Here is a 20,200-nt window from a genome sequence, read left to right as displayed (position 1 = left end):
CTTGAGGCCTTGGCTCAGCCTCTCGAATTTGGCAGAAGGACCGCTGATTTCCCTGCAGGATTTTCGTAATGACAGAACCGGTGGCACCTGAGGTTGGGCGCGATTTCATTCGTGACATCATCCAGGCCGACCTCGATCAGGGCAAGTACAAGGAGATCGTGACCCGGTTCCCGCCGGAGCCGAACGGCTACCTGCATATCGGCCACGCCAAGTCGATCGCCCTCAATTTCGGCATCGCCCAGGAGTTTCCGGGCCGCTGCCACCTGCGCTTCGACGACACCAACCCGGTCAAGGAAGAGCAGGAATATATCGATTCCATCCAGGCCGACGTGCGCTGGCTCGGCTTCGACTGGGGCAAGAATCTATTCTTCGCCTCCGACTATTTCGACCGCCTCTACGAATGGGCGGAGCAGCTGATCCGCGACGGGCTCGCCTATGTCGACGACCAGACCCAGGAGGAGATCCGTTTCTCGCGCGGCACGCTGACCGAGTCCGGCAAGAACTCGCCGTTCCGCGACCGCTCGGTGGAGGAGAACCTGGATCTGTTCCGCCGCATGAAGGCCGGTGAATTCCCCAACGGCGCGCGCGTGCTGCGGGCCAAGATCGACATGGCCGCGGGCAATATCAACCTCCGCGACCCCGTGCTGTATCGCATCCTGCACGCGCATCACCCGCGCACCGGCAACGCATGGTGCATCTATCCGAGCTACGACTATGCGCACGGCCAGTCGGATGCGATCGAGGGCATCACGCATTCGATCTGCACGCTGGAGTTCGAGGACCACCGGCCGCTCTACGACTGGTTCATCGAGAAGCTACCGGTGCCGTCAGAGCCGCATCAGTATGAGTTCGCGCGGCTGAACCTGACCTACACGGTGCTGTCCAAGCGCGTGCTGACCCAGCTGGTCCGCGACGGCCATGTCGCCGGCTGGGACGATCCGCGCATGCCGACCATGGCGGGCATGCGCCGCCGTGGCGTGCCGCCGGCGGCGCTGCGTGAATTCGTCAAGCGCATCGGCGTTGCCAAGGCCAACAGCGTGGTCGATGTCGGTATGCTCGAATTCTGTATCCGCGAGGAGCTGAACCGCACCGCCCAGCGCCGCATGGCGGTGCTGAAGCCGCTCAAGGTCGTGATCGAGAACTATCCGGAAGGGCAGACCGAGGAGCTCGAGGCGATCAACCATCCCGACGACGCTAGCGCCGGCACGCGCAAGATCACGTTCGGCCGCGAGCTCTATATCGAGCAGGACGACTTCATGGAGAACCCGCCGAAGAAGTTCTTCCGTCTGTCGCCGGGCAACGAGGTGCGGCTGCGCTATGCCTATTTCATCAAGTGCACGGGCGTGATCAAGAACGACGCAGGCGAGGTGGTGGAGCTGCGCTGCACCTACGATCCCGCGACCAAGGGCGGCAACGCGCCCGACGGCCGCAAGGTCAAGGCGACCATGCACTGGCTGCCAGCCGCGACGTCGAAGCCGGCGGAGATCCGCATCTACAACCAGCTGTTCGCCAATCCGAGCCCGGACGCCTCGAACTTCGCAGCCGATCTCAATCCGAATTCGCTGGAGATCCTCTCCGATGCGCGCATCGAGGCTTCGGTTGCCGAGAGCAATTCCACCGAGCCGATGCAGTTCGAGCGCCAGGGCTATTTCGTGCGTGACAAGGACTCGACGCCGGGCAAGCCGGTGTTCTCGCGCACCATCGGCCTGCGCGACACGTTTGCCAAGGAAGTTGCGAAGGGCTGAGGCGGGCATGAGCAACGAAGCCGACGCCATCGTTTCCGCCATCATCGCGAAATGGTGCGCCGGCTTCGCGACGCTCGACGCGGCCGCGTTGTCGTCGCTGTATGCGAAGAACGCGTTCTTCTTCGGCTCGAACCCGAAACTCTATCGGGGCAGGGACGGGGTGGCGGACTATTTCAATGGCCTGCCGCGATGGCGCCAGCCGAGCGTCGGCTTCTCCGAGGTGGCTGCGGCTCAGGTCGTGCCCGATGCGATTAACATGGCCGCGATCGCATCATTCGACCTCGACGAAGAGGCCGCGCCGCTCTCGGTCAAACTCACCTGGGTGATAGTGCGCGAAGACGGCGACTGGAAGATCGCGAGCCACCACGTGTCGTCCAGGGCTGCTCTGATCTAGCGCTGGAGGCGTACTTCATCGCATCCGCTTCATCCGGTCGCTACAGCTTGTAGCCGATCTTCCTCAGTAGGTCCTTCCGCCACGCAATGTCGGCGTCGGTCTCGATACCCAGCGGTGAGGCGCCATCCACTACGCCGAGCACGCCACGGCCGAGCTCCGTTTGCGCGACGATCACCTGCGTGGGGTTGGCCGTCGCGCAGTAGATGCGGCGCTCCTCCAGGGGAGAGCTACACGATGCATGTTAGGCCGACGGAAAGCGATTGTTAGCCGTCGCCCGAGCCGCTTCGTGGAACCGGCGGACTCGCTCCAGGTCCTTGGCATGCGAACCGTCCTGATCCGTCTTCGTCTTGGAGTCGACGCCGGCTGGACGGACAGTTCGGATCGCTCCTGCGACGTTGTCCGGTCCGAGGCCGCCTGCGAGGACGACTGGAACACGGACGAGGTCCACGATGCGGCGACTGATATTCCAATCATGCGTCACGCCGAGCGCGCCGATCTGCTTGTCCGTGGACCGATAGCTGTCGAGCAGCAGAAAGTCTGCAATGCCAACGTAGCTCTGGGCAATCGCGACGCTTTCCTCGGAGAACACCGGTATGCTTCTCATCACGACGGTCCCGGGCAACATGCGTTTGAGCGAAGCAACATCTTGCGGGGAAAGCAGTTCGGCGCTGGCTCCCAAATGGACGATCGCGGGGTTGAGCTCGCGCGCCCACGACGCAATCAAGGAGAGATCGTGGGTCAGAAACAGTGCCGAGAATTTCGATGGCGGTACAATTGCCGCGCCGATCTTGGAAGCCGCCGAGATCGGCAGTTCGCGCGGAAATTGGCCGTCTCCGACGAGCACGCCGATATGGTCGACGCCAATGGCTGATAGTGCGGATGCCTCTTCGGGGGTAGAGATTTCATAAATCTGGGTCAACATCGGGCGTAACCTCTCTGAGTCTCAGGCGCGAGATGCTTCGAACGCTGCCATCACCTCGGCCAGCATCCGCTCCCGCTCTCCCGCATAGCGCGGAGAGAAGTGAAAGGGCTCGACGCGGCGGACATTGGCTTCCCGTGCGACTTCTCCGGCAGCCGTGGTGGTCAGATGAGCCCGCTCCTTCGCTATTGCGGCGTCTGCGTCCGCAAACGCCGCCTCGATGAAGAGGATGTCTGCATTCTGAATCAGCGCCACGATGGCGGCACGATTGGCCGGCGTGTCGGCAACATCGGTCACATAGGCGATTTTCTGGCCGGCAGTGACCGTCACGAGATCGCGCAGGCTTGAGAGTGGCACGAGGCGATCCGCCTTGGCCGCTTCTTCGATCCGGATCAAATGATCGTCCGCGCGACGCTCGACGACGGCCTTCTTCAGCGACAGCAACCAGGGACCGACGGGTAGTCCATGCTCCGACAGCCTGTTCTTCCATACGTTGACATGGGCCGCCTCCTGCAGCGCAAAGGCGAGGCAGGGCGTGCCATGCTCAAGGATCGCGGCTGACACTTGATGGGTCGGTTCATCGCAGAGTACGCCCGCAAAGGTCTTGCGAGAGACGGATGGCTCTGCTGCGAAGCCTTTCCTCAGCCGGAACCGCGTGGTGGAGATGGAATTTTCCGCTCCAAGTTCGCTGACGTCGAAAACAAGATCGCAGGGATAGTTTTCGACCAGGTTCCAGCGATAGGCCTGAAGCTTGTGAAAGACGTGCTCGGCTAAGCCGGGCGGACCGAACAGCTGTACCGATTTCTCGTGCCCGACGAGCAGACGCAGCAGATGGTCGAAGCCAACGAAGTGATCGATATGCGCATGCGAGACAAAGACCTGGTCGACGCGTCGGATCTTCCGTGGCGCCAGCGAAGCAATCTCTCCAATATCGAACAGCAGACTTCGCTTCTCGAACAGCGTTTCGACATAGACCGTCGGATCGCCGTAGCGACCGTTGACCAGGCTAGGATGGAAAAGCGGTCGCATGACAACAATTCTGCTGCAACAGGTCCAAATGCATCTCCCCTCATCTTAGGGGACGGCGATGGATTCCGCACCGGGCAGGATCGAGCTAGGATACATCAATCGGATCGAGGAGAGAGCCATGAAACTCGTTTCAAGCGCCTTCGCCGATGGTGCCGCAATTCCGCGACGGTTTACCTGTGATGGCGAAAATCTTTCGCCACCTCTGCAATGGAGCGACGCGCCGGAGGGGGCGCGGAGTCTTGTCCTGCTCTGCGATGATCCCGATGCGCCCGCCGGCAAATGGCATCATTGGGCAGTCTACAACATTCCGCCGGCGGTCACGGAATTTGCGATCAACGCCGCGCAGAACGCCAGAATGAAGCAGGCCGTCAACGATTTTCGAAAGATGGGCTATGGCGGCCCGTGTCCACCGCATGGCCATGGGCCTCATCATTATCACTTCCGGCTGCTTGCCCTCTCGATGGAGAGCCTGCCGGCAAAGGCCAATGCATCCTGCGGCGACATCGAGCGAGAGGCGCGCAAACACGTGATCGGAGAAGCGACCCTCGTCGGTTGGTACGAGAGGTAGGCGAAAGAATGCCCTAGATGTCGTAGTACAAATGGAACTCGTAAGGATGCGGTCGCAGCCGGATCGGGTCGATCTCCTTCTTGCGCTTGTAGTCGAGCCAGGTTTCGATCACGTCGGCGGTGAAGACATCCCCGCGTAGCATGAATGCGTGATCGCGCTCGAGCGCGTCGAGCGCCTGGTCAAGGGATCCCGGCGTGGACTTCACCTCCTTCGCTTCCGCCGGCGGGAGATCGTAGAGGTTCTTGTCGATCGGGCTGCCGGGGTCGATCCGCCGGTCGATACCGTCGAGGCCGGCCATCAGCATCGCGGCGAAGGCCAGGTAGGGATTGCAGGATGGATCGGGCGAGCGAAACTCGACGCGCTTTGCGCGCGGATTCGGCGAGTACATCGGAATCCGGCAGCAGGCGGAGCGATTGCGCTGGGAGTAGACGAGGTTGATCGGAGCTTCATAACCCGGCACCAGGCGCCGGTAGGAGTTCGTGGTGGGGGCGCAGAGCCCGCACAACGCCCAGGCGTGGCTCAAAAGCCCGCCGATATAGTAGCGCGCGAGCTGGCTCAGCTCGGCGTAGTCGCCCTTGTCGTAGAACAAGTTGGTCTCGTCCTTCCAGAGCGACTGGTGAACGTGCATGCCCGAAGCGTTGTCCTCGAACAGCGGCTTCGGCATGAATGTCGCGGTCTTGCCATGCTGACGCGCGGTGTTCTTGACCACGTATTTGTAGATCATCAAATTGTCGGCCATGCGGGTCAGCGTGGTGAAGCGCATGTCGATCTCGTTCTGGCCGCCGGTCGCGACCTCATGGTGATGGGCTTCGATCTGGATCCCCAGGGATTCCATCGTCAGCACCATTTCGGTGCGTAGCGCCTGCATGCTGTCGGTCGGAGGAACGGGAAAGTATCCCTCTTTCGGGCGCGGCTTGTGGCCGAGATTCGGTCCTTCATCCGTGCCGGTGTTCCAGCTGCCTTCGCTGGAGTCGATTGCGTGCATGGCGAAGTTGATGCCCTGTCCGTAGCGGACCTCGTCGAAGACGAAGAACTCGGCCTCCGGGCCGAAATAGCTCGTATCGGCACGCCCGGTGCCCTTAAGGTAGGTTTCGGCCTTCTGGGCGATGTAGCGGGCGTCCCGGCTATAGGATTGGCCGGTCACGGGGTCGCGGATGTTGCAGATGAGAACCAGCGTCTTGGCCGGACTATAGGGATCGACGAAGGCCGTCGTCGGATCCGGGACGACGAGCATGTCGCTTTCCTGGATCTCCTGGAAGCCGCGGATCGATGAGCCATCGAATCCAAGGCCCTCATTGAGGGCATCGGCATTGACCGCGCTCGGCGGGACGGAAAAATGTTGCCACATCCCCGGCAGGTCGGTGAACCGCAAATCGATCATCTGGACTTTCTCGTCCGTGATCGCCTTCACGAGGTCTTCGGCTGTCGTACATTTCGCAACCATGGCTTCGCTCCCAGGTTAGCGTCCCGAGATCGCGTAGCCGTTCGGCCGCAACCTGGCGGCTCGCGACGGACTGTGGTCCACGTTCGGCGTTGTCGCCGCAGTCAGGCAAGCTTTCCGCGCGCTGGCACTCAGCTTTGGTGTGGCCCGCGCATCAGCTTCATCGCATCTTCGATGTGCCGCCAGGTCTTTGCCAATTCGAGCTCGCCCTTCTGCTCGAGGTCGATGGCGTTTTGAGCGGCTTCCGCAATCGCCTTGGGGCCATGGGCTTCCAGCAACTGCCGCGCATAGTCGTGGATTTCCATTTCTCGCATGGCGTCATCTCCCTCTGCTCCGGGCGCGAACTTCCGCGGCACCGGGAACGGTCGACATTGACACCTGTCTAGCGGCGACAGTCTGCATCCGGGTGCGCCGCACTCGCAAGGGCTCTCTCCGGGCAGAGGCGGCCGGGCTTGGACGCCGGCCCTGGACGGGCCCCTCGCGGCAACACAACGCAGGCCGGACGGATGGTTCATCATCGCTGCGCCCCCATATGAATACCAGAAGGGAGGTGAGCATCATGCGCATCCAACATTGGCAAGACGCTGCCAGCCTGTTGGTGGGCGTATGGCTGGTCCTGTCGTCCTTTATCCTCGGCTTATCCGGGGCGGCGGTCTGGATCACCATCGCTCTCGGGCTCGGCGTCATGCTGTTTGCCGTGGAAGCCTTTGTCATCCCGTCCGACCTGGAAGAATGGGGCGAGATGCTGCTGGGACTGGCTCTGGTGGCGGCGCCCTGGTCGGTCGGCTACGAGACCGCATCCGCCACGGTTAGCAGCGTAGTGTCCGGCCTATTAGTGATCTTGCTCGCTGTCTGGGAATTGATGACCGATCACAACTTGATTGCCTGGTGGCACGATCACTGGCCACACCGCGCCGGCTGAGACGAGAGGTTGCCGGCTCTTCTCCGACCGCCATCGTATGGCGGCCGGAGGAGAGGCTATCATGTCACGATGCGGTTTTGGGCTCGATCGGCTGCCAGATGCTGATCTTGCGCGTCTCCGGCATCAGGAACAGCGCGAGCAGGAAGCACACTGCGGGGACCGCAATCGGGTAGATCAGCGCGTAGCCGATGCTCCCGGTCGCCGCGAATGCCGCCGACGTGACGAAGGGCACCAATCCACCACCCCAGCCATTGCCGATGTGGTATGGCACCGATACCGACGTGTACCTGATCCTGCCCGGAAAGAATTCCGCCAGGAACGCGCCAACCGGCCCGTAGACCATCCCGACATAGCAAACGAGGATGAAGATGATGAAGATCGCGGTCGGATAGTTGATGTTGCCGGGCTGCGTGACCGCTCCCAGCCATAGATACAGCGGATAGTACGTGATCGCGGCGAGCAGCATGCCGCCCAGGATGACCGGCTTGCGGCCGATCTGATCCGACAGCCAGCCGAAGAAGATCAGGCTCGGTGTGGCAATCAGCAGCGCGGCTCCCACGATGTAGGCGGAGGTCAGCGGGTCCACCTTCGAGACCTGCTGAAGGAAGTACAGCGCCCAGAACTGACCGCTGTACCAGACCACGCCCTGTCCGATCAGGACCACGATTGCGATCCCGATGAATTTGACGTTCGAACTGAGGAAGGCCTCCTTCCATGGATTCGTCGTCATCTGGCCTCGGGCCCTGATCTCCTGGAAGATCGGCGTCTCCTGGAGCTGGAGCCGAATGTAGATTGCGACGGCCACGAGCAGGAAGGACACCAGGAACGGAACGCGCCACGCCCATTCGTCGAACGCCTGATTGCCGAACCAGGTCCGTGTCAGGATGATCACGGCCAGGGACACGACGATGCCGAGAGTTGGCGAGGTCTGCAGCCAGCCGGTGTAGTAGCCGCGCTTGTCGTCCGGAACATGCTCTGCGACATAGGTGATGGCGCCGCCATATTCGCCGCCCAGGCACAACCCCTGGATCATGCGCAAGCCGAATAAAAGGAATGCCGCCGTCAGACCGATGGACTGGTAGGTCGGGATCAACCCGATTGCTCCGGTGCCCAGTCCCATTCCGCTCAGCGTGATGAGGAACGTATATTTTCGCCCGACCCGGTCGCCCATCCATCCAAAGAGGAAGGCTCCCAGCGGGCGGATCAGAAAGCCCGCAGTGAACAGCGCGATCGTGCTGAGGAGGGCTGCAACCGGGTGGGACTGCTCGAAGAACTTGACCGACAGAACTGCGGCCAGGCTGCCAAAGATATAGAAATCATACCATTCGATGACGTTTCCCACCGATGCAGCAACAATCACGCGACGAAAATCGCTCGGTACTTGAAGTGCCATGTGCTGCTCCTATCAAATTCAAACGCTACTCCTGGCGCTCCTCAGCGCCCATTGGCTCGCGGAGTACGCTCGGTGCGCGACGCTACAGGCGAGAATTGCGAGTTGCGTCCGCAACGCCTGGTCTCAGGGAGGCTTGAGCCATCTGAGAAAGAGCTCCAGCGGTCTCTTCGGTACCGCGAGCCATCACGACCTGCCCGTCTGCCGGGGAGGCGGAGAAGCAGTGTAATCCCGCCGGGGCCGGCGTCTTATGAGACTTTCGGCTCAATCGACCGAACCGAGGCCGCCCCCTCCTGAGATGGAACGGTCGCCCATCGTGCCGGGCAGTTTTGTCACGAACGAACGGAAAGGTCTCTGAGGCGTTGTGTGGGTCCAACGAGGAGCCCGCCATGCAGAACATCGCAGAGCACATGGAAGTCATCGGCGCCGACGGCGTCCATATCGGCACGGTCGACCGCGTCGAGGGAAACCGTATCAAGCTGACCAAAAAGGATAGCGGTGAGGGCAGCCACAGGGGTCACCATCATTTCATCGACAAGAGCCTCGTTGCTGACGTCGAAGGCAACAAGGTCCGGCTGTCGGCCAAAGCGTCGGTGGCCGTGACCATGGAAGAGGAAAAATAGGGCGCATCCCTTTCGTTCCTGATCTGTACCGCTATTCGGCCGCCTGCACGTTCCGGTAGCCTCTGCGCCTGTCGCGTATCGCAGGGGTTGCCAGGGAATGGCGGAGCCGGGCCGGCCGCAGCGTGTCTCGCAAGGGATCGCAGGAACCTGGCCGGCGGGCCGCACCGCCTCGGCGGGCGGCTTTGCACCGGCGGGCTTTGGTGCCTGGCCCGCGCTCGTCGAGACGCTGCGCCAATGGGCCAGCGCCGAGGCCGGCGCCGGCCGGTTGTTGCCGTGGGTCCCCGTCGCTTTCGGCAGCGGCATCGCACTCTACTTTGCGGCCGATCACGAGCCGGTGCTGTGGGTGACGGCCGCGACGGCCATCGCGCTGATGCTCGGCGCCGTCCTGTTGCGGCGGAGCCGGCTGTTTGCCCCTGCGATCATGATCGCAGCGGTCGCGGCAGGCTTTGCCATTGCGACCTGGAAGACGGCGCGCATCGCGCACACCGTTCTGGCGAAACCGCTCTATTCGGTGTCGCTGTCGGGCTTCGTCGAGACACGCGACATCCGCGAGCGCACCGATCGCTTCGTGCTGCGCGTCACCGCGATGGAGGCGCAACGCAGCGACGTCACGCTCGAGCGGGTGCGGCTGTCGGTGCGCAAGGGGACCGCGCCCGAGGTCGGCAGCTTCGTGCAGCTCAAGGCGCGGCTGATGCCGCCGATCTCGCCGGTGCGTCCCGGCAGCTATGATTTCGCGCGCGACATGTTCTTCCAGGGCATCGGTGCCTCCGGCTTCGTGATGGGCGCCATCACGGCCTCGGTACCGCCTGATGCCGGCGGCTTGCGGCTGCGCTACGCCGCCTTCATGCAGGGCCTGCGCGATGCGATCGATGCGCGCATCCGCTCAACGCTCGAAGGCGACAACCGCGCGATCGCGACCGCGCTTCTGACCGGCCGGCGTGATGCGATCACTGCGCCCGTCAACGACGCAATGTTCGTCTCGGGGCTCGGCCACGTGCTGTCGATCTCGGGCTATCACATGGCCGTCGTCGCCGGCGTCGTGTTCTTTGCGGTGCGCGCGCTGCTGGCCCTGGTCCCGGGGCTGGCGGTCGGCTTCCCCATCAAGAAATGGTCGGCGGCCGCGGCGCTGGTTGCGGCGGCGTTTTATCTTCTGCTCTCGGGCGCGGAGGTCGCGACGCAACGCTCGTTCTTCATGACCGCGGTGGTGCTGATCGCGGTCATGGTCGATCGCCGCGCCATCACGTTCCGCACGCTGGCGGTGGCCGCGCTGATCGTGCTCGCGGTCGCGCCGGAGGCGCTGGTGCATCCCAGTTTTCAGATGTCGTTTGCGGCAACGCTCGGGCTTGTGGCGCTGGTGCAGATCGGTATGCCGAACCTGTTTGCCTCGCCTGAGCATTCCGCGACCGCGCGCATCGCGCTGTGGGGCGGCCGTGAGATTGCGATGCTGTTCCTGGCCTCGCTGATCGCGGGGCTAGCGACCACGCCCTATGCCGCCTTCCACTTCCACCGCGTCACGCCGTATGGCGTGCTCGCCAATCTCGGCGCGATGCCGGTGGTCTCGGCGCTGGTGATGCCCGCGGGGCTGCTCGGCCTGCTCGCTGCTCCCTTCGGGCTCGACGGCGTGTTCTGGTGGCTGATGGGAATCGGCATCGACTGGATGGTCGCGGTGTCGCGCTGGGTGGCGGCACTGCCGGGCGCGGTTGGGCGTATCCCGGCGTTCGGCATCGCGCCGCTGATCGCGGCCAGTCTCGGCATCATTGTCATGGGCCTCTTGCGCACACCATTGCGCTGGTCAGGCGGGCTGGTGCTGCTGGCGGCGATCCTCTGGGGTCTGTCGGCGCGGCCGCCGGATATCCTGATCGCCGGGGACGGCGCGAGCGTCGCGGTGCGGGGCAGGGACGGGCGCCTGCACATGATCCGGGCGAACAAGGACAGTTTCCTGTTGAGGGAGTGGCTGGCTGCCGACGCCGATCCGCGCGACGCGGGCAGCCCCTCGCTGGCCGACGGCGTGTCGTGTGACGAAGCCGGCTGCGTGACGCCGCTCGCCGACGGACGGCTGGTCGCGCTGGCCTTGCGCATCGATGCGCTGGCGGACGATTGCAGCCGCGCCGCGCTGGTGGTGGCGGCCCGGCCCGCTCCGCCGGATTGTGCTGCGATGCTGGTGGACCGGCCGCGTCTCGCCGCGCAGGGAGCGCTCGCGCTGACGCGGCGGGGCGACGGCTTTGCGGTCCAGGCGGTGAAGGCAAGAGGCGCTGACCGCCCGTGGGCGCCGGCCATCGCAGGCGAGGGTGATTACGGCGCGAGCCTTGCGCCGCCGCCCGCGGCTCCCCGCAACCGCGATGCGACGCCGTCCGAGGCGGACATGCAGGCTGAGGATTGAGCCGACTGACTACAGGTACCAGGCCAGCACGGCGTCGAGCCCGGCGCTCCCGATCACCGGCAAGGCCACCATCTGGCTCAGCCCGGACGCGCGGGCCTCGGTGGCCGCGATCGATTTGTCATGCGCGAGATCATCGTTGAGGGCGGGCATCCCGGTGGCCCAGGCGCCGCCGATGCTGCCGTCCCCCCTGGTGATGGGCTTGTCCGCATAGAGCGCGGCCAGATCGGTCTGGGCGCTGCAATCCCCGGCGCGGAAGACCAGCGCAGAACGGGTCTCATCCGGCACCCAGATCTCGAAGCGCCGCGCGATCGGCGTCGCCTGCGCGGAGAGGAAGGTCAGCACCCAGCTCTGGTCGGTGCCGGTCCGGTAGGGCACGCCGACGCCGAGATTGATCCCGACCTCGGCGGCGTCTTCCCAGCGCAGAAAGCTCTTGGCGTTGTGCAGGTCCTTGATGATCAGCGGCAGGCCGGCTTTCCAGGTGCGTCCAGGCAGGCCGAAGCCGCGCGGAAACCTGGTGTGGCGCGAGTTGAACTCGAACATGTCGGCGGTGCCATAGTAGCCGTCGACGAGGCCCATCTCATGGGAGGTATCGGGGTCGTTGTGCCAGAGCTCGATCGCGCCGACATGCGCGTCGTCGTCGCCGCAGAACAGCACCATCACGGCTTGCAGGAATTCACCTGAGAACACCGGCACCGCCACCCCGCAGGTCAGGCCCGCCGCGAGCGCCTGGTCGGTCCGCCTGAAGTAGGAGTTGGCGAATTTGGTGAGGATGACGGGGTGGCCGGAAGCCCAGGCCTTGCCGGGAAGCCCCTCATCCCGACCGAAGCGCAGCTCTTCACTTGCGGCCTTGAACGCGGACACCCCTTCGCCATAGAGGCCGCCGCCGAATTCCAGCCGCATCCGCGTCCGGTCGGGCACCCAGAGTTCAACGACGCGAATGAAGGTCTTCATCGAACGTGTCCGCTGCCTCAAGCCTTCTGGCAGCATCGGCCATTTGCCTGCGGAACGGACGTTCAAAATTCAGGCAGGGCAGCGCAAACTTCGTGCGACGGAGAACTGCGGGGGGTGATCGGCGAAAGCATTTTCGAAGATGCAAGCCGCACCCCATCGCCGGCCGCGGCCGGCGATGGCGATTTCAATCCTGGCCCCGACCCGCGAGCCGGGGGCAGCTACGTCAGCCGATCGGCAGGCGCGTGATCGTCGGCCTGTCGGCGATGATCTGCGGCTTGTGCTCGCGCTCGCCCAACGGCTGGGTCACCGGCAATTGCAGCACGGTTGCGCGCTGGCCTTCGACGAGCTGAGTCACCAGCACGTATTTGCCGTCGGGAAATTCGATCGCATCATGATGGCGATCCGGAATGTGCGGATCGATCTTGCCGAACTTGCCGACACGGGAGTTGATGGTGCGCGTCCAGATCCAGCGATTGTCGTAACGGACGTTGTCGGCGAAAGCGAGCTCCGTTCCCGGCAGCAGGCAAACCGCGACCGACATGTCGGCTTCGGAGGCGAAGCCACGCGTCGAGGTGCCGCGGAAGGTTGTCGTGACGATCGTCTCTCCGACTTCGGCGGGACGCGTCGCGACGGCGTGCAGGCTGTAGTCACACATCGGGGTGCTCCTCATTCGAAGATAGCAACCCACGTCTCTTTTCGAGGCGCAGGCCTCTATCAGAGTGGAAGCATACAACGGTCTGCTTGGTTGTGGGCAAATCTGCGGCTTTGGGTCCGCACGTCGCCATCACAATATCTTTTTCAGATGCACGAGGAACAAACCCCCGTGCATTGGGCGTGCTTCTTCTTCAGCGGCCAGCAGGTGCCGACCAGCCCGAATACGGCCAGGCGGGTTGCGACGGCTGTGCAACGGCGCCGCGTGCGTTGCGGAATTGCTCGCTCGTCGTCGCCGGCTCCGTCTTGCGGACATGATGCGAGCGCGCGGCGACGGCCGGTGACGCCGCCGCTGCGATCAGCGCCATCGTGACGATGCTCAAGACGATTTTGCGCATGGTTGTCTCCTCGGTTTCTCAAAGGCCCGCAAAGCGATGCGTGCTTTGCGCGGCGTGCCGAGGATCTAGCGCGGGAGAGGTGGCCGGATAATCTGTGCAGAACCAGAAAGACTATCCAGCCGGAGCGGACAATCATCCGCTCCAACGCGTGTCAAATCGCGATGTCAGCTCAGTACTTCCGGTACAGGCCGATCAGCTTGCCCTGAATCTTCACCCGGTTGGGCGGCAGGATGCGGACCTCATAGGCGGCGTTGGCGGGCTCGAGCGCGATCGACGCGCCGCGGCGGCGGAAGCGCTTCAGCGTCGCTTCCTCGTCGTCGATCAGCGCCACCACGATGTCGCCGGTGTCGGCGCTCTCGTTGCGCTGGATCAGCGCCATGTCGCCGTCGAGGATGCCGGCTTCCACCATCGAATCGCCGCGCACCTCGAGCGCGTAGTGCTCGCCGGCGCCGAGCATGTCAGGCGGTACGCTGATGGTGTGGCTGCGGGTCTGCAGCGCCTCGATCGGCGTGCCGGCCGCGATACGGCCCATGACGGGCACGGCGACGGGACGCTCACCTTCGTCAGCGGACGGGCTGGACGTCGTGCGCACCTTGCCGAGATTGCCTTCGATGACGCTCGGCGTGAAGCCGCGGCGGTTGCCGGCAGCCGCCTGGAGCTCGGGCAGCTTGATGACCTCGATCGCACGGGCACGGTTGGGCAGGCGCCGGATGAAGCCGCGCTCCTCGAGTGCGGTGATCAGGCGATGGATGCCTGATTTGGAGCGCAGGTCGAGCGCGTCCTTCATCTCGTCGAAGGAGGGCGGCACGCCGCTTTCCTTCAGACGCTCGCTGATGAATCGCAGAAGCTCGTATTGTTTGCGCGTTAACATCTCGACCAAATCCCCCGGTTGATGTCGTTCGATTCCGAGACGCTGGGTTCAGCGATAAGTCGCTGCATGCTCGAAACAAATCATGAACGGACACTATATGTTCGATACATGTTCCGCAACTGCTTAATTTACCGTGAACAAGGCAAAGTTCGCGGAACGCGTGTGGCCGTGCAGCTCAGACGGGCAGGCGCAGCACCTCGCAAGGCGAGCCGGCGTCGGCCTTCGGCGCGAACGGCGCGCGCACGAGAAGTACCTGTGCCGCAGCGAGATTCGCAAGCAGTGAGGAATCCTGATGATTGACGGGAAGGGCGATCAGCGTGCCGTCGTCGCGCATTTCCAGGCGCGCGCGGAGATAATCCTCGCGCTGGTCGTTGGCATCGAGGTCGCGGCCAAGCACGGCGTGCTCGCGGCGATGGTGAATCACGGTGCGGCCCGACAGCGCGCGAATCAACGGCACCATGAACAGGAAAGCACAGACGTAGGATGACACGGGATTGCCGGGCAGGCCGATCACGCGCATCGTGCCGAGCCGCCCGTGCATCATCGGCTTGCCCGGCCGCATCGCGATCTTCCAGAACGACATCGCGATCCCCTCGGCCTTGAGCGCCTGCTGGACCAGATCGTGGTCGCCGACCGAGGCGCCGCCGGTCGTGATCAGGATGTCGGCGCCGCTCTCGCGGGCCCGGCGGATCCCGGCGGTGGTGGCTTCCAGCGTATCGGCGGCCACGCCGAGGTCGACGGTATCGGCGCCCTCCTGGCGGGCGAGTGCGTGCAGGGCATAGCCGTTGGAATAGACGATCTGGGCGGGGCCGGGTGTCGCGCCCGGCATCACCAGTTCGTCGCCGGTGGCGAGGATGGCGACCTTCGGACGGCGCTGGACGGGAAGGTGCGGATGATTCATCCCGGCAGCGAGCGCCAGGTCGCGGTCGGTGAGCCGGGTTCCCCTGCGCAGCAGCACGTCGCCCTCGGCAAAGTCGACCCCGGCGCGCCGGATGTGCCGTCCTGGAATCGCTGCTTCCTTGATCGTGATGCGCTTGCCGTCCGCGACCGTATCCTCCTGGATCACGACCGCGTCCGCGCCGGCGGGGACGACGCCGCCGGTGAAGATCCGGACCGCTTCGCCGGCGCCGACCGACCCGGCAAACGGCCGCCCGGCCGCGACCTCGCCGATGACCATCAGCCGGGAATCGATCGTCGCCGCATCGGCCGCACGCACGGCATAGCCGTCCATCGCCGACATCGCCTGCGGCGGCTGCGTGCGCCGCGCCGCGATGTCGCTGGCGAGCACGCGGTGGTAGGCTTGGTCGAGGGAGACCGTTTCTTCGGCCAGAGGCTCTGCACCCGCGAGCACGGCGGCAAGCGCATCGGATACCGGCATCAGGGCCACGGTGAACTCCCGCAACAATCGAAGGACTCGGTTGGCAGGGTTCTAGCCGAGCGGAGAGGCTGAAGCAAAAGGGCTCCTCAATGGAGCGAGAAGCCACACTTCCTTTTGGCGCAGGCGCGGCTTATCTTCCGTCAATGACAAAACTGCTCGAAAAAGCGCTCCAGGCCGTGCGGCAGCTTCCTGCGGATAGCCAGGACGAAATTGCGCGCGCGATGCTGGCCTTGACCGGCAACGCAGGAGAAGCCGAGGAGATCGACCCAGGGCATCTTCCAGCGGTCCTTGAGGGGCTTGCACAAGCCAACCTCCGGCAGTTTTCATCTGACGCCGAGGTGGAAGCCGCATTTCGCGGCTTCGAGCGATGAAGCTCCGATTCACCCCGCGCGCGACACAAGATCTCATCAGCATTGCCGAATATGTTCGGGAGTACAGCCCGCAAGGCGCGTTGCGCGTGCGTGCTGCGATCCTTCAATCGCTTCAGAATCTCGTTCGCTTCCCGCGACTTGGTAGACCGCAGCAGGTTGAGGGCGTGCGCAAGCTGGTGACGCGGCGATACCCGTATTTGGTCTAATATGCGCTGGATGAGGGCGCCGGCGAAGTCGTTCACGATCCAGCATCCCGCGCGGGAACGCGAGCATTCGGACACCTGAGGAACTCAAATCCTCCGCGGCATGATCCGGAAGGCGAGACAGACCGGCACGAGGACGGCCATGGCGAGCACGAGAAGAACGAGCGCCACGGCCAGCATCGGTCAACTCCCGGCCGGCGCGTCCGGACTGACATCCGGCGCTTTGGGACCCTGATCCTTATCGGGCAGCGGGTCGGCCTGGGATTTCAGGTCCGCGGCCTTGCTGATCAGCTTGGCGGATAGGTCGGAGTCCGAGGTGGTTCTTGCGAACTCGAGCAGGAGAGAGGCTTGCTTGGTGAGGTAGGATTTGCCCAGCACGTCGATCAGTCCAATGTAGAAGTCCCAACGGACTCAAGAGTCCGGAAGGGCGGATTCTGTTCCCGGAACTCCGTACAAAAATGCACAAAGGTGATTTGGTTCCTCATTTTGGGCGGAAACGAGTTTCTGGAACCGCGCCTGCCGGGGTGGGGGCCGTCAAATCCCGAGCTTTTTCAGCGCATCGCCGACGTCGCGGGGGGAGGTCACGTGCACCGTGGTCAACCCCCGCGCCCGTGCGCCCTCGATGTTCTCGGCAAGGTCGTCGAAGAAGACGATGCGGCCCGCCGGCACGCCTATTGCCGCCACGACATGGTCGAAAGCCTCCGCGTCCGGTTTGCGCAGGCCGATGCTGGACGACAGATAGAGCTCGCGGAAATGGCCGAGCAGGCCGGCATATTCCTTCGAGAAATGATCGACATGCGGCCGGTTGGTGTTGGAGAAGGCGTAGAGCGGCATTTGACTCGCCGCACGCGGCAACAGCTCGGCGATGTCAGGCATCTCGCCGGCGAAGATCGCGTTCCAGCCCTCCAGGAACTGCGCGTCGGAAATCGCGATCCCGAGCGAGTGCCGCAGCGAGGCGAAATAATCCTCGTCGCTGATCTTGCCGACCTCGTGCAGCCGATAGGCTTCGCTGTCGCGCACATAGCGCGCGACGATGGCCTCGGGCTGGCACCGGGCATGTCCCGCCCAGCAGGCGATCGCCCTGGAGAAATCGATGTCGAGCACCACGCGCCCGAGATCGAACAGAAGCGCATCGGCGCTGCCGGGAGAGAGCGAGGTCACGTGCATCCTTTCACTCAGTATCGGTACGGGTCGTGATCGAACAGCGGGAACGCGCTGAACACGCTCGGCGCGTTGGTCGCGGTGGCCGGATGCAGGCAGGACTTGCCAACCTCGGCGAACGAGGTGGCGCCCAAAAGGCCGAGGCAGCGCAGCACCTCGTCTTCCAGCAGCTCCAGCATCCGCGTCACGCCGGCTTCGCCGGCCGCCGCCAGGGCCCAGCATTGCAGCCGGCCGATGCCGATGAGGTCGGCGCCTGCCGCAATCGCCTTGACGATGTCGGTGCCGCGGCAGAAGCCGCCATCGACCATGATCTTGGCACGGCCTTTCACGGCATCGACGATTTCAGGCAGCACATGCATGGCGCCGCGCCCGTGATCGAGCTGGCGGCCGCCATGGTTGGAGACGTAGATCCACTCGACGCCGTGATCGAGCGCGATCTGGGCATCCTCGGCGGTGGCGATGCCCTTGAGGATCAGAGGGATCTTGAACTTCTCCTTGATCATCTTCACGGTCCGCCACTCCAGGCCCTTCTGGTAGTCGCCGCCAGTGGCGCGCAGGCGGCTCTCGCGAACATAGCGCTTGGCGATGTCACGTTCGCGACGGCTGTAATGGGCGGTATCCACGGTCAGGCAGAAGGCGGCGTAGGCGTTCTTCTCGGTGCGGCTGACGACATCGGTGACGAAGGCGTCGTCGCCGCGCACATAGAGCTGGAACAGGCGCAGCGCATCGGGCGCGGCCTCAGCGGTTTTCTCCAGGCCCGGCTCGGTGACCGAGCTCAGCATGTGTGCCGCACCGAACGCGCCGGCGGCGCGGGCGACAGCCGCCGCGCCGTGCGGGTCGAAGACTTCCAGCGCCCCGACCGGGGCCAGCACCACCGGCAGGCGCATCCTGCGGCCGAACTGCTCGACCGAACCGTCGATCTCGTGCACGTCACGCAACACACGCGGGCGAAAGGCGATCTCATCCAGCGCCATGCGGTTGCGGCGCATCGTGGTCTCGGTCTCGGCGGCGCCGACGATATAATCCCAGGCGTTCTGGTTGAGGTTGGCGCGCGCCTTCTTGATGAATTCGTGCAGATTCTGGAACGGCTCGTTGCTGGCGCCGAGTTCGACGTTCCGTTCCGGCCGGATGCGGGGCGCTTCGTTCATTGTTATCCTCCCGAGAATTTGAAGCCTTGTGTCATCGCCTAACCCGTCCAGCTCTCCAAAACCATCCTAAAATCGCATAGCTGCGAGGCACGGGCCGGCCGACCGAGCCCCGTCTTTTGCGCGAGACGGTTTCGGAACGTTGCCAAAAGTTTAGGTCCGGACGAAGGGGTTTTTGCGGGTAACCCGCCAGCGCGGGGGCGGCCTTGAAGAAACCTGAATGGTGTTGTGAGAAGCGGGCTGGATCGCCATTTGCATGGCGGCTCCCGAGCCCCGAGCAAGAAGGCTAACTCATCCATGCGGAAATCCCTGCTGTTCCCCCTGGGCGCGCTCACCGGAGTGTGCCTGACCCTTCTGGTATCCGGTCCGCAGGGCGGGCTATGGGCGGCGAGGGCGGCAGCGGGCGCGGACGATGCCTATTCCAAGCTCAACCTGTTCGGCGAAGTGTTCGAGCGGGTGAAGGCGAGCTATGTCGAGAAGCCTGATAACTCCAAGCTGATCGAAGGCGCGATCACCGGCATGGTGACCTCGCTCGATCCGCATTCGCGCTACATGAACGACAAGGCCTGGACCGAGATGCAGGAGACCACCTCCGGCGAGTTCGGCGGGCTCGGCATCGAGGTCACCATGGAGGAGGGCCTCGTCAAGGTCGTCTCGCCGATCGACGACACGCCGGCCTCGAAGGCCGGCATCATGTCCGGCGACCTCATCAGCAAGATCGACGGCGAGGCCGTGCAGGGCATGACGCTCGAGCAGGCCGTCAACAAGATGAAGGGCCCGGTCGACACCAAGACCAAGCTTACCATCGTGCGCAAGGGCGCGGACGCCCCGCTCGACGTCGCGATCACGCGTGAGATCATCCATGTGCGCCCCGTCCGCTTCCATGTCGAGAACGGCGATATCGGTTATATCCGCGTCACCTCGTTCAATGAGCAGACCACCGATGGCCTGAAGAAGGCGATTGCCTCGATCTCCAAGCAGGTCCCGCAGGAGAAGCTGGTCGGCTACGTGATGGACCTGCGCAACAATCCGGGCGGATTGCTCGACCAGGCCGTGTCGGTGTCGAGCGCGTTCCTGCAGCGCGGCGAGGTCGTCTCGACGCGCGGCCGCAATCCGGAAGAGACCCAGCGCTTCACCGCGCATGGCGGCGATCTCACCAAGGGCAAGCCGCTGGTGATTCTGGTCAATGGTGGCTCGGCTTCGGCCTCGGAAATCGTGGCTGGTGCGCTGCATGACCACAAGCGTGCCACCATCATCGGCACGCGCTCGTTCGGCAAGGGCTCGGTGCAGACCATCATTCCGCTCGGCTCCGGCAACGGCGCGCTGGCGCTGACCACGGCGCGCTACTACACGCCGTCGGGCCGCTCGATCCAGGCCCAGGGCATCGCGCCCGACATCGAGATCCTCCAGGACGTGCCGCCCGAGCTGAAGGGCCGGATGGACACCATGGCGGAGTCCCAGATGCGCGGCCATCTGCAAGCCGCCGACGGCACCGAGCAGACCGGCTCGCAGTCCTACGTCCCGCCGGAGGAGAAGGACGACAAGGCCTTGCACGCGGCCTATGACTTCCTCCACGGCGTCACCGCCAATGCGGTCGCCGCCAAGCCGGCGCCGAAGGCTGCGGTGCCGAACTAGATCTTGCGACTTCCAGACGCCGATG

General features: G+C 64.1%; 22 protein-coding genes and 1 pseudogene. 9 read left to right on the top strand and 14 right to left on the bottom strand.

Features of this window, described 5'->3' with window-relative positions; genetic code table 11:
- Positions 1 to 68: 68 nt before the first annotated feature.
- Together ACVJ19_RS31625 and ACVJ19_RS31620 are read left to right on the top strand one after the other, a co-directional pair.
- A complete protein-coding gene (locus ACVJ19_RS31625) occupies positions 69 to 1,745 on the top strand; it encodes a glutamine--tRNA ligase/YqeY domain fusion protein (RefSeq protein ID WP_453953054.1) in 1,677 nt (558 codons plus the stop codon).
- A gap of 7 nt (positions 1,746 to 1,752) precedes the next feature.
- Positions 1,753 to 2,139: a YybH family protein gene (locus tag ACVJ19_RS31620; RefSeq protein WP_453953053.1), complete on the top strand. Its 387-nt coding sequence runs from the start codon at positions 1,753 to 1,755 to the stop codon at positions 2,137 to 2,139.
- A gap of 40 nt (positions 2,140 to 2,179) precedes the next feature.
- Here ACVJ19_RS31620 and ACVJ19_RS31615 read toward each other — a convergent pair.
- The 3 genes and pseudogenes from ACVJ19_RS31615 to ACVJ19_RS31605 all read right to left on the bottom strand — a co-directional run.
- Positions 2,180 to 2,347, bottom strand: a pseudogene (locus tag ACVJ19_RS31615) (adenosine-specific kinase); the annotation flags it as partial.
- Between the two features lie 33 nt (positions 2,348 to 2,380).
- Complete coding sequence (locus tag ACVJ19_RS31610) at positions 2,381 to 3,061, bottom strand: phosphoribosylanthranilate isomerase (protein ID WP_453953052.1); 681 nt, start codon at positions 3,059 to 3,061, stop codon at positions 2,381 to 2,383.
- Between the two features lie 21 nt (positions 3,062 to 3,082).
- Positions 3,083 to 4,087: a ribonuclease Z gene (locus tag ACVJ19_RS31605; protein ID WP_453953051.1), complete on the bottom strand. Its 1,005-nt coding sequence runs from the start codon at positions 4,085 to 4,087 to the stop codon at positions 3,083 to 3,085.
- Positions 4,088 to 4,205: 118 nt separating this feature from the next.
- Here ACVJ19_RS31605 and ACVJ19_RS31600 point away from each other — a divergent pair, with 118 nt between their 5' ends.
- Positions 4,206 to 4,655 (top strand): YbhB/YbcL family Raf kinase inhibitor-like protein, encoded by a 450-nt coding sequence (locus ACVJ19_RS31600; RefSeq protein ID WP_453953050.1) that lies wholly within the window; start codon positions 4,206 to 4,208, stop codon positions 4,653 to 4,655.
- A 13-nt stretch (positions 4,656 to 4,668) separates the two neighbouring features.
- Here ACVJ19_RS31600 and glnA read toward each other — a convergent pair whose 3' ends face one another.
- Together glnA and ACVJ19_RS31590 are read right to left on the bottom strand one after the other, a co-directional pair.
- Positions 4,669 to 6,099: a type I glutamate--ammonia ligase gene (gene glnA, locus ACVJ19_RS31595; RefSeq protein ID WP_453953049.1), complete on the bottom strand. Its 1,431-nt coding sequence runs from the start codon at positions 6,097 to 6,099 to the stop codon at positions 4,669 to 4,671.
- A 128-nt stretch (positions 6,100 to 6,227) separates the two neighbouring features.
- Positions 6,228 to 6,410, bottom strand: coding sequence for a hypothetical protein (locus ACVJ19_RS31590; RefSeq protein ID WP_028171775.1), 183 nt, complete (start codon positions 6,408 to 6,410; stop codon positions 6,228 to 6,230).
- Positions 6,411 to 6,655: 245 nt separating this feature from the next.
- On the opposite strand from ACVJ19_RS31590, the gene ACVJ19_RS31585 reads away from it, so the two are divergent.
- Positions 6,656 to 7,018, top strand: coding sequence for an SPW repeat protein (locus ACVJ19_RS31585; protein WP_453953048.1), 363 nt, complete (start codon positions 6,656 to 6,658; stop codon positions 7,016 to 7,018).
- A 64-nt stretch (positions 7,019 to 7,082) separates the two neighbouring features.
- On the opposite strand, the gene ACVJ19_RS31580 is transcribed toward ACVJ19_RS31585, so the two are convergent.
- Positions 7,083 to 8,411, bottom strand: a complete 1,329-nt coding sequence (locus ACVJ19_RS31580; RefSeq protein WP_453953047.1) for an MFS transporter — start codon at positions 8,409 to 8,411, stop codon at positions 7,083 to 7,085.
- A 386-nt stretch (positions 8,412 to 8,797) separates the two neighbouring features.
- Here ACVJ19_RS31580 and ACVJ19_RS31575 point away from each other — a divergent pair, with 386 nt between their 5' ends.
- Both ACVJ19_RS31575 and ACVJ19_RS31570 read left to right on the top strand, forming a co-directional pair.
- Positions 8,798 to 9,031: a DUF2171 domain-containing protein gene (locus tag ACVJ19_RS31575; protein ID WP_453953046.1), complete on the top strand. Its 234-nt coding sequence runs from the start codon at positions 8,798 to 8,800 to the stop codon at positions 9,029 to 9,031.
- Between the two features lie 97 nt (positions 9,032 to 9,128).
- Positions 9,129 to 11,411 carry a ComEC/Rec2 family competence protein gene (locus ACVJ19_RS31570; protein WP_453953045.1) on the top strand — a complete coding sequence of 761 codons (2,283 nt, stop codon included), beginning with the start codon at positions 9,129 to 9,131 and terminating at the stop codon, positions 11,409 to 11,411.
- Between the two features lie 9 nt (positions 11,412 to 11,420).
- Here ACVJ19_RS31570 and ACVJ19_RS31565 read toward each other — a convergent pair whose 3' ends face one another.
- The 5 genes from ACVJ19_RS31565 to ACVJ19_RS31545 all read right to left on the bottom strand — a co-directional run bounded on the left by ACVJ19_RS31565 (position 11,421) and on the right by ACVJ19_RS31545 (position 15,669).
- The gene (locus ACVJ19_RS31565) at positions 11,421 to 12,362 is read right to left on the bottom strand and encodes a GAF domain-containing protein (protein WP_453953044.1); all 942 of its coding nucleotides are present in this window, start codon (positions 12,360 to 12,362) and stop codon (positions 11,421 to 11,423) included.
- 223 nt (positions 12,363 to 12,585) lie between these two features.
- A complete protein-coding gene (locus ACVJ19_RS31560; protein ID WP_453953043.1) occupies positions 12,586 to 13,017 on the bottom strand; it encodes a hypothetical protein in 432 nt (143 codons plus the stop codon).
- A 190-nt stretch (positions 13,018 to 13,207) separates the two neighbouring features.
- Positions 13,208 to 13,411, bottom strand: coding sequence for a hypothetical protein (locus tag ACVJ19_RS31555; RefSeq protein ID WP_453953042.1), 204 nt, complete (start codon positions 13,409 to 13,411; stop codon positions 13,208 to 13,210).
- A 169-nt stretch (positions 13,412 to 13,580) separates the two neighbouring features.
- Positions 13,581 to 14,282 carry a transcriptional repressor LexA gene (gene lexA, locus ACVJ19_RS31550; RefSeq protein WP_453953041.1) on the bottom strand — a complete coding sequence of 234 codons (702 nt, stop codon included), beginning with the start codon at positions 14,280 to 14,282 and terminating at the stop codon, positions 13,581 to 13,583.
- Between the two features lie 175 nt (positions 14,283 to 14,457).
- Positions 14,458 to 15,669 carry a molybdopterin molybdotransferase MoeA gene (locus ACVJ19_RS31545; protein ID WP_453953040.1) on the bottom strand — a complete coding sequence of 404 codons (1,212 nt, stop codon included), beginning with the start codon at positions 15,667 to 15,669 and terminating at the stop codon, positions 14,458 to 14,460.
- A gap of 80 nt (positions 15,670 to 15,749) precedes the next feature.
- On the opposite strand from ACVJ19_RS31545, the gene ACVJ19_RS31540 reads away from it, so the two are divergent.
- Positions 15,750 to 16,031, top strand: a complete 282-nt coding sequence (locus tag ACVJ19_RS31540; RefSeq protein ID WP_453953039.1) for a hypothetical protein — start codon at positions 15,750 to 15,752, stop codon at positions 16,029 to 16,031.
- Positions 16,028 to 16,237, top strand: coding sequence for a type II toxin-antitoxin system RelE/ParE family toxin (locus ACVJ19_RS31535; protein WP_453953038.1), 210 nt, complete (start codon positions 16,028 to 16,030; stop codon positions 16,235 to 16,237). The genes ACVJ19_RS31540 and ACVJ19_RS31535 overlap by 4 nt, the downstream gene beginning before the upstream one ends.
- A 180-nt stretch (positions 16,238 to 16,417) precedes the next feature.
- Here ACVJ19_RS31535 and ACVJ19_RS31530 read toward each other — a convergent pair whose 3' ends face one another.
- From ACVJ19_RS31530 to ACVJ19_RS31520, 3 genes are all read right to left on the bottom strand, one after another.
- The gene (locus ACVJ19_RS31530; protein WP_018642274.1) at positions 16,418 to 16,612 is read right to left on the bottom strand and encodes a hypothetical protein; all 195 of its coding nucleotides are present in this window, start codon (positions 16,610 to 16,612) and stop codon (positions 16,418 to 16,420) included.
- A 156-nt stretch (positions 16,613 to 16,768) separates the two neighbouring features.
- Positions 16,769 to 17,401 (bottom strand): HAD family hydrolase, encoded by a 633-nt coding sequence (locus ACVJ19_RS31525; RefSeq protein ID WP_453953037.1) that lies wholly within the window; start codon positions 17,399 to 17,401, stop codon positions 16,769 to 16,771.
- 8 nt (positions 17,402 to 17,409) lie between these two features.
- Complete coding sequence (locus tag ACVJ19_RS31520; RefSeq protein ID WP_453953036.1) at positions 17,410 to 18,543, bottom strand: alpha-hydroxy acid oxidase; 1,134 nt, start codon at positions 18,541 to 18,543, stop codon at positions 17,410 to 17,412.
- Positions 18,544 to 18,837: 294 nt separating this feature from the next.
- On the opposite strand from ACVJ19_RS31520, the gene ACVJ19_RS31515 reads away from it, so the two are divergent.
- Positions 18,838 to 20,175, top strand: coding sequence for a S41 family peptidase (locus tag ACVJ19_RS31515; protein ID WP_453953035.1), 1,338 nt, complete (start codon positions 18,838 to 18,840; stop codon positions 20,173 to 20,175).
- The last annotated feature ends 25 nt before the right edge of the window (positions 20,176 to 20,200 follow it).

The organism is Bradyrhizobium sp. USDA 376 (genome assembly GCF_054063675.1).
The sequence above is the reverse complement of the archived record's forward strand: the minus strand, read 5'-3'. Positions and strand labels throughout refer to the sequence as shown.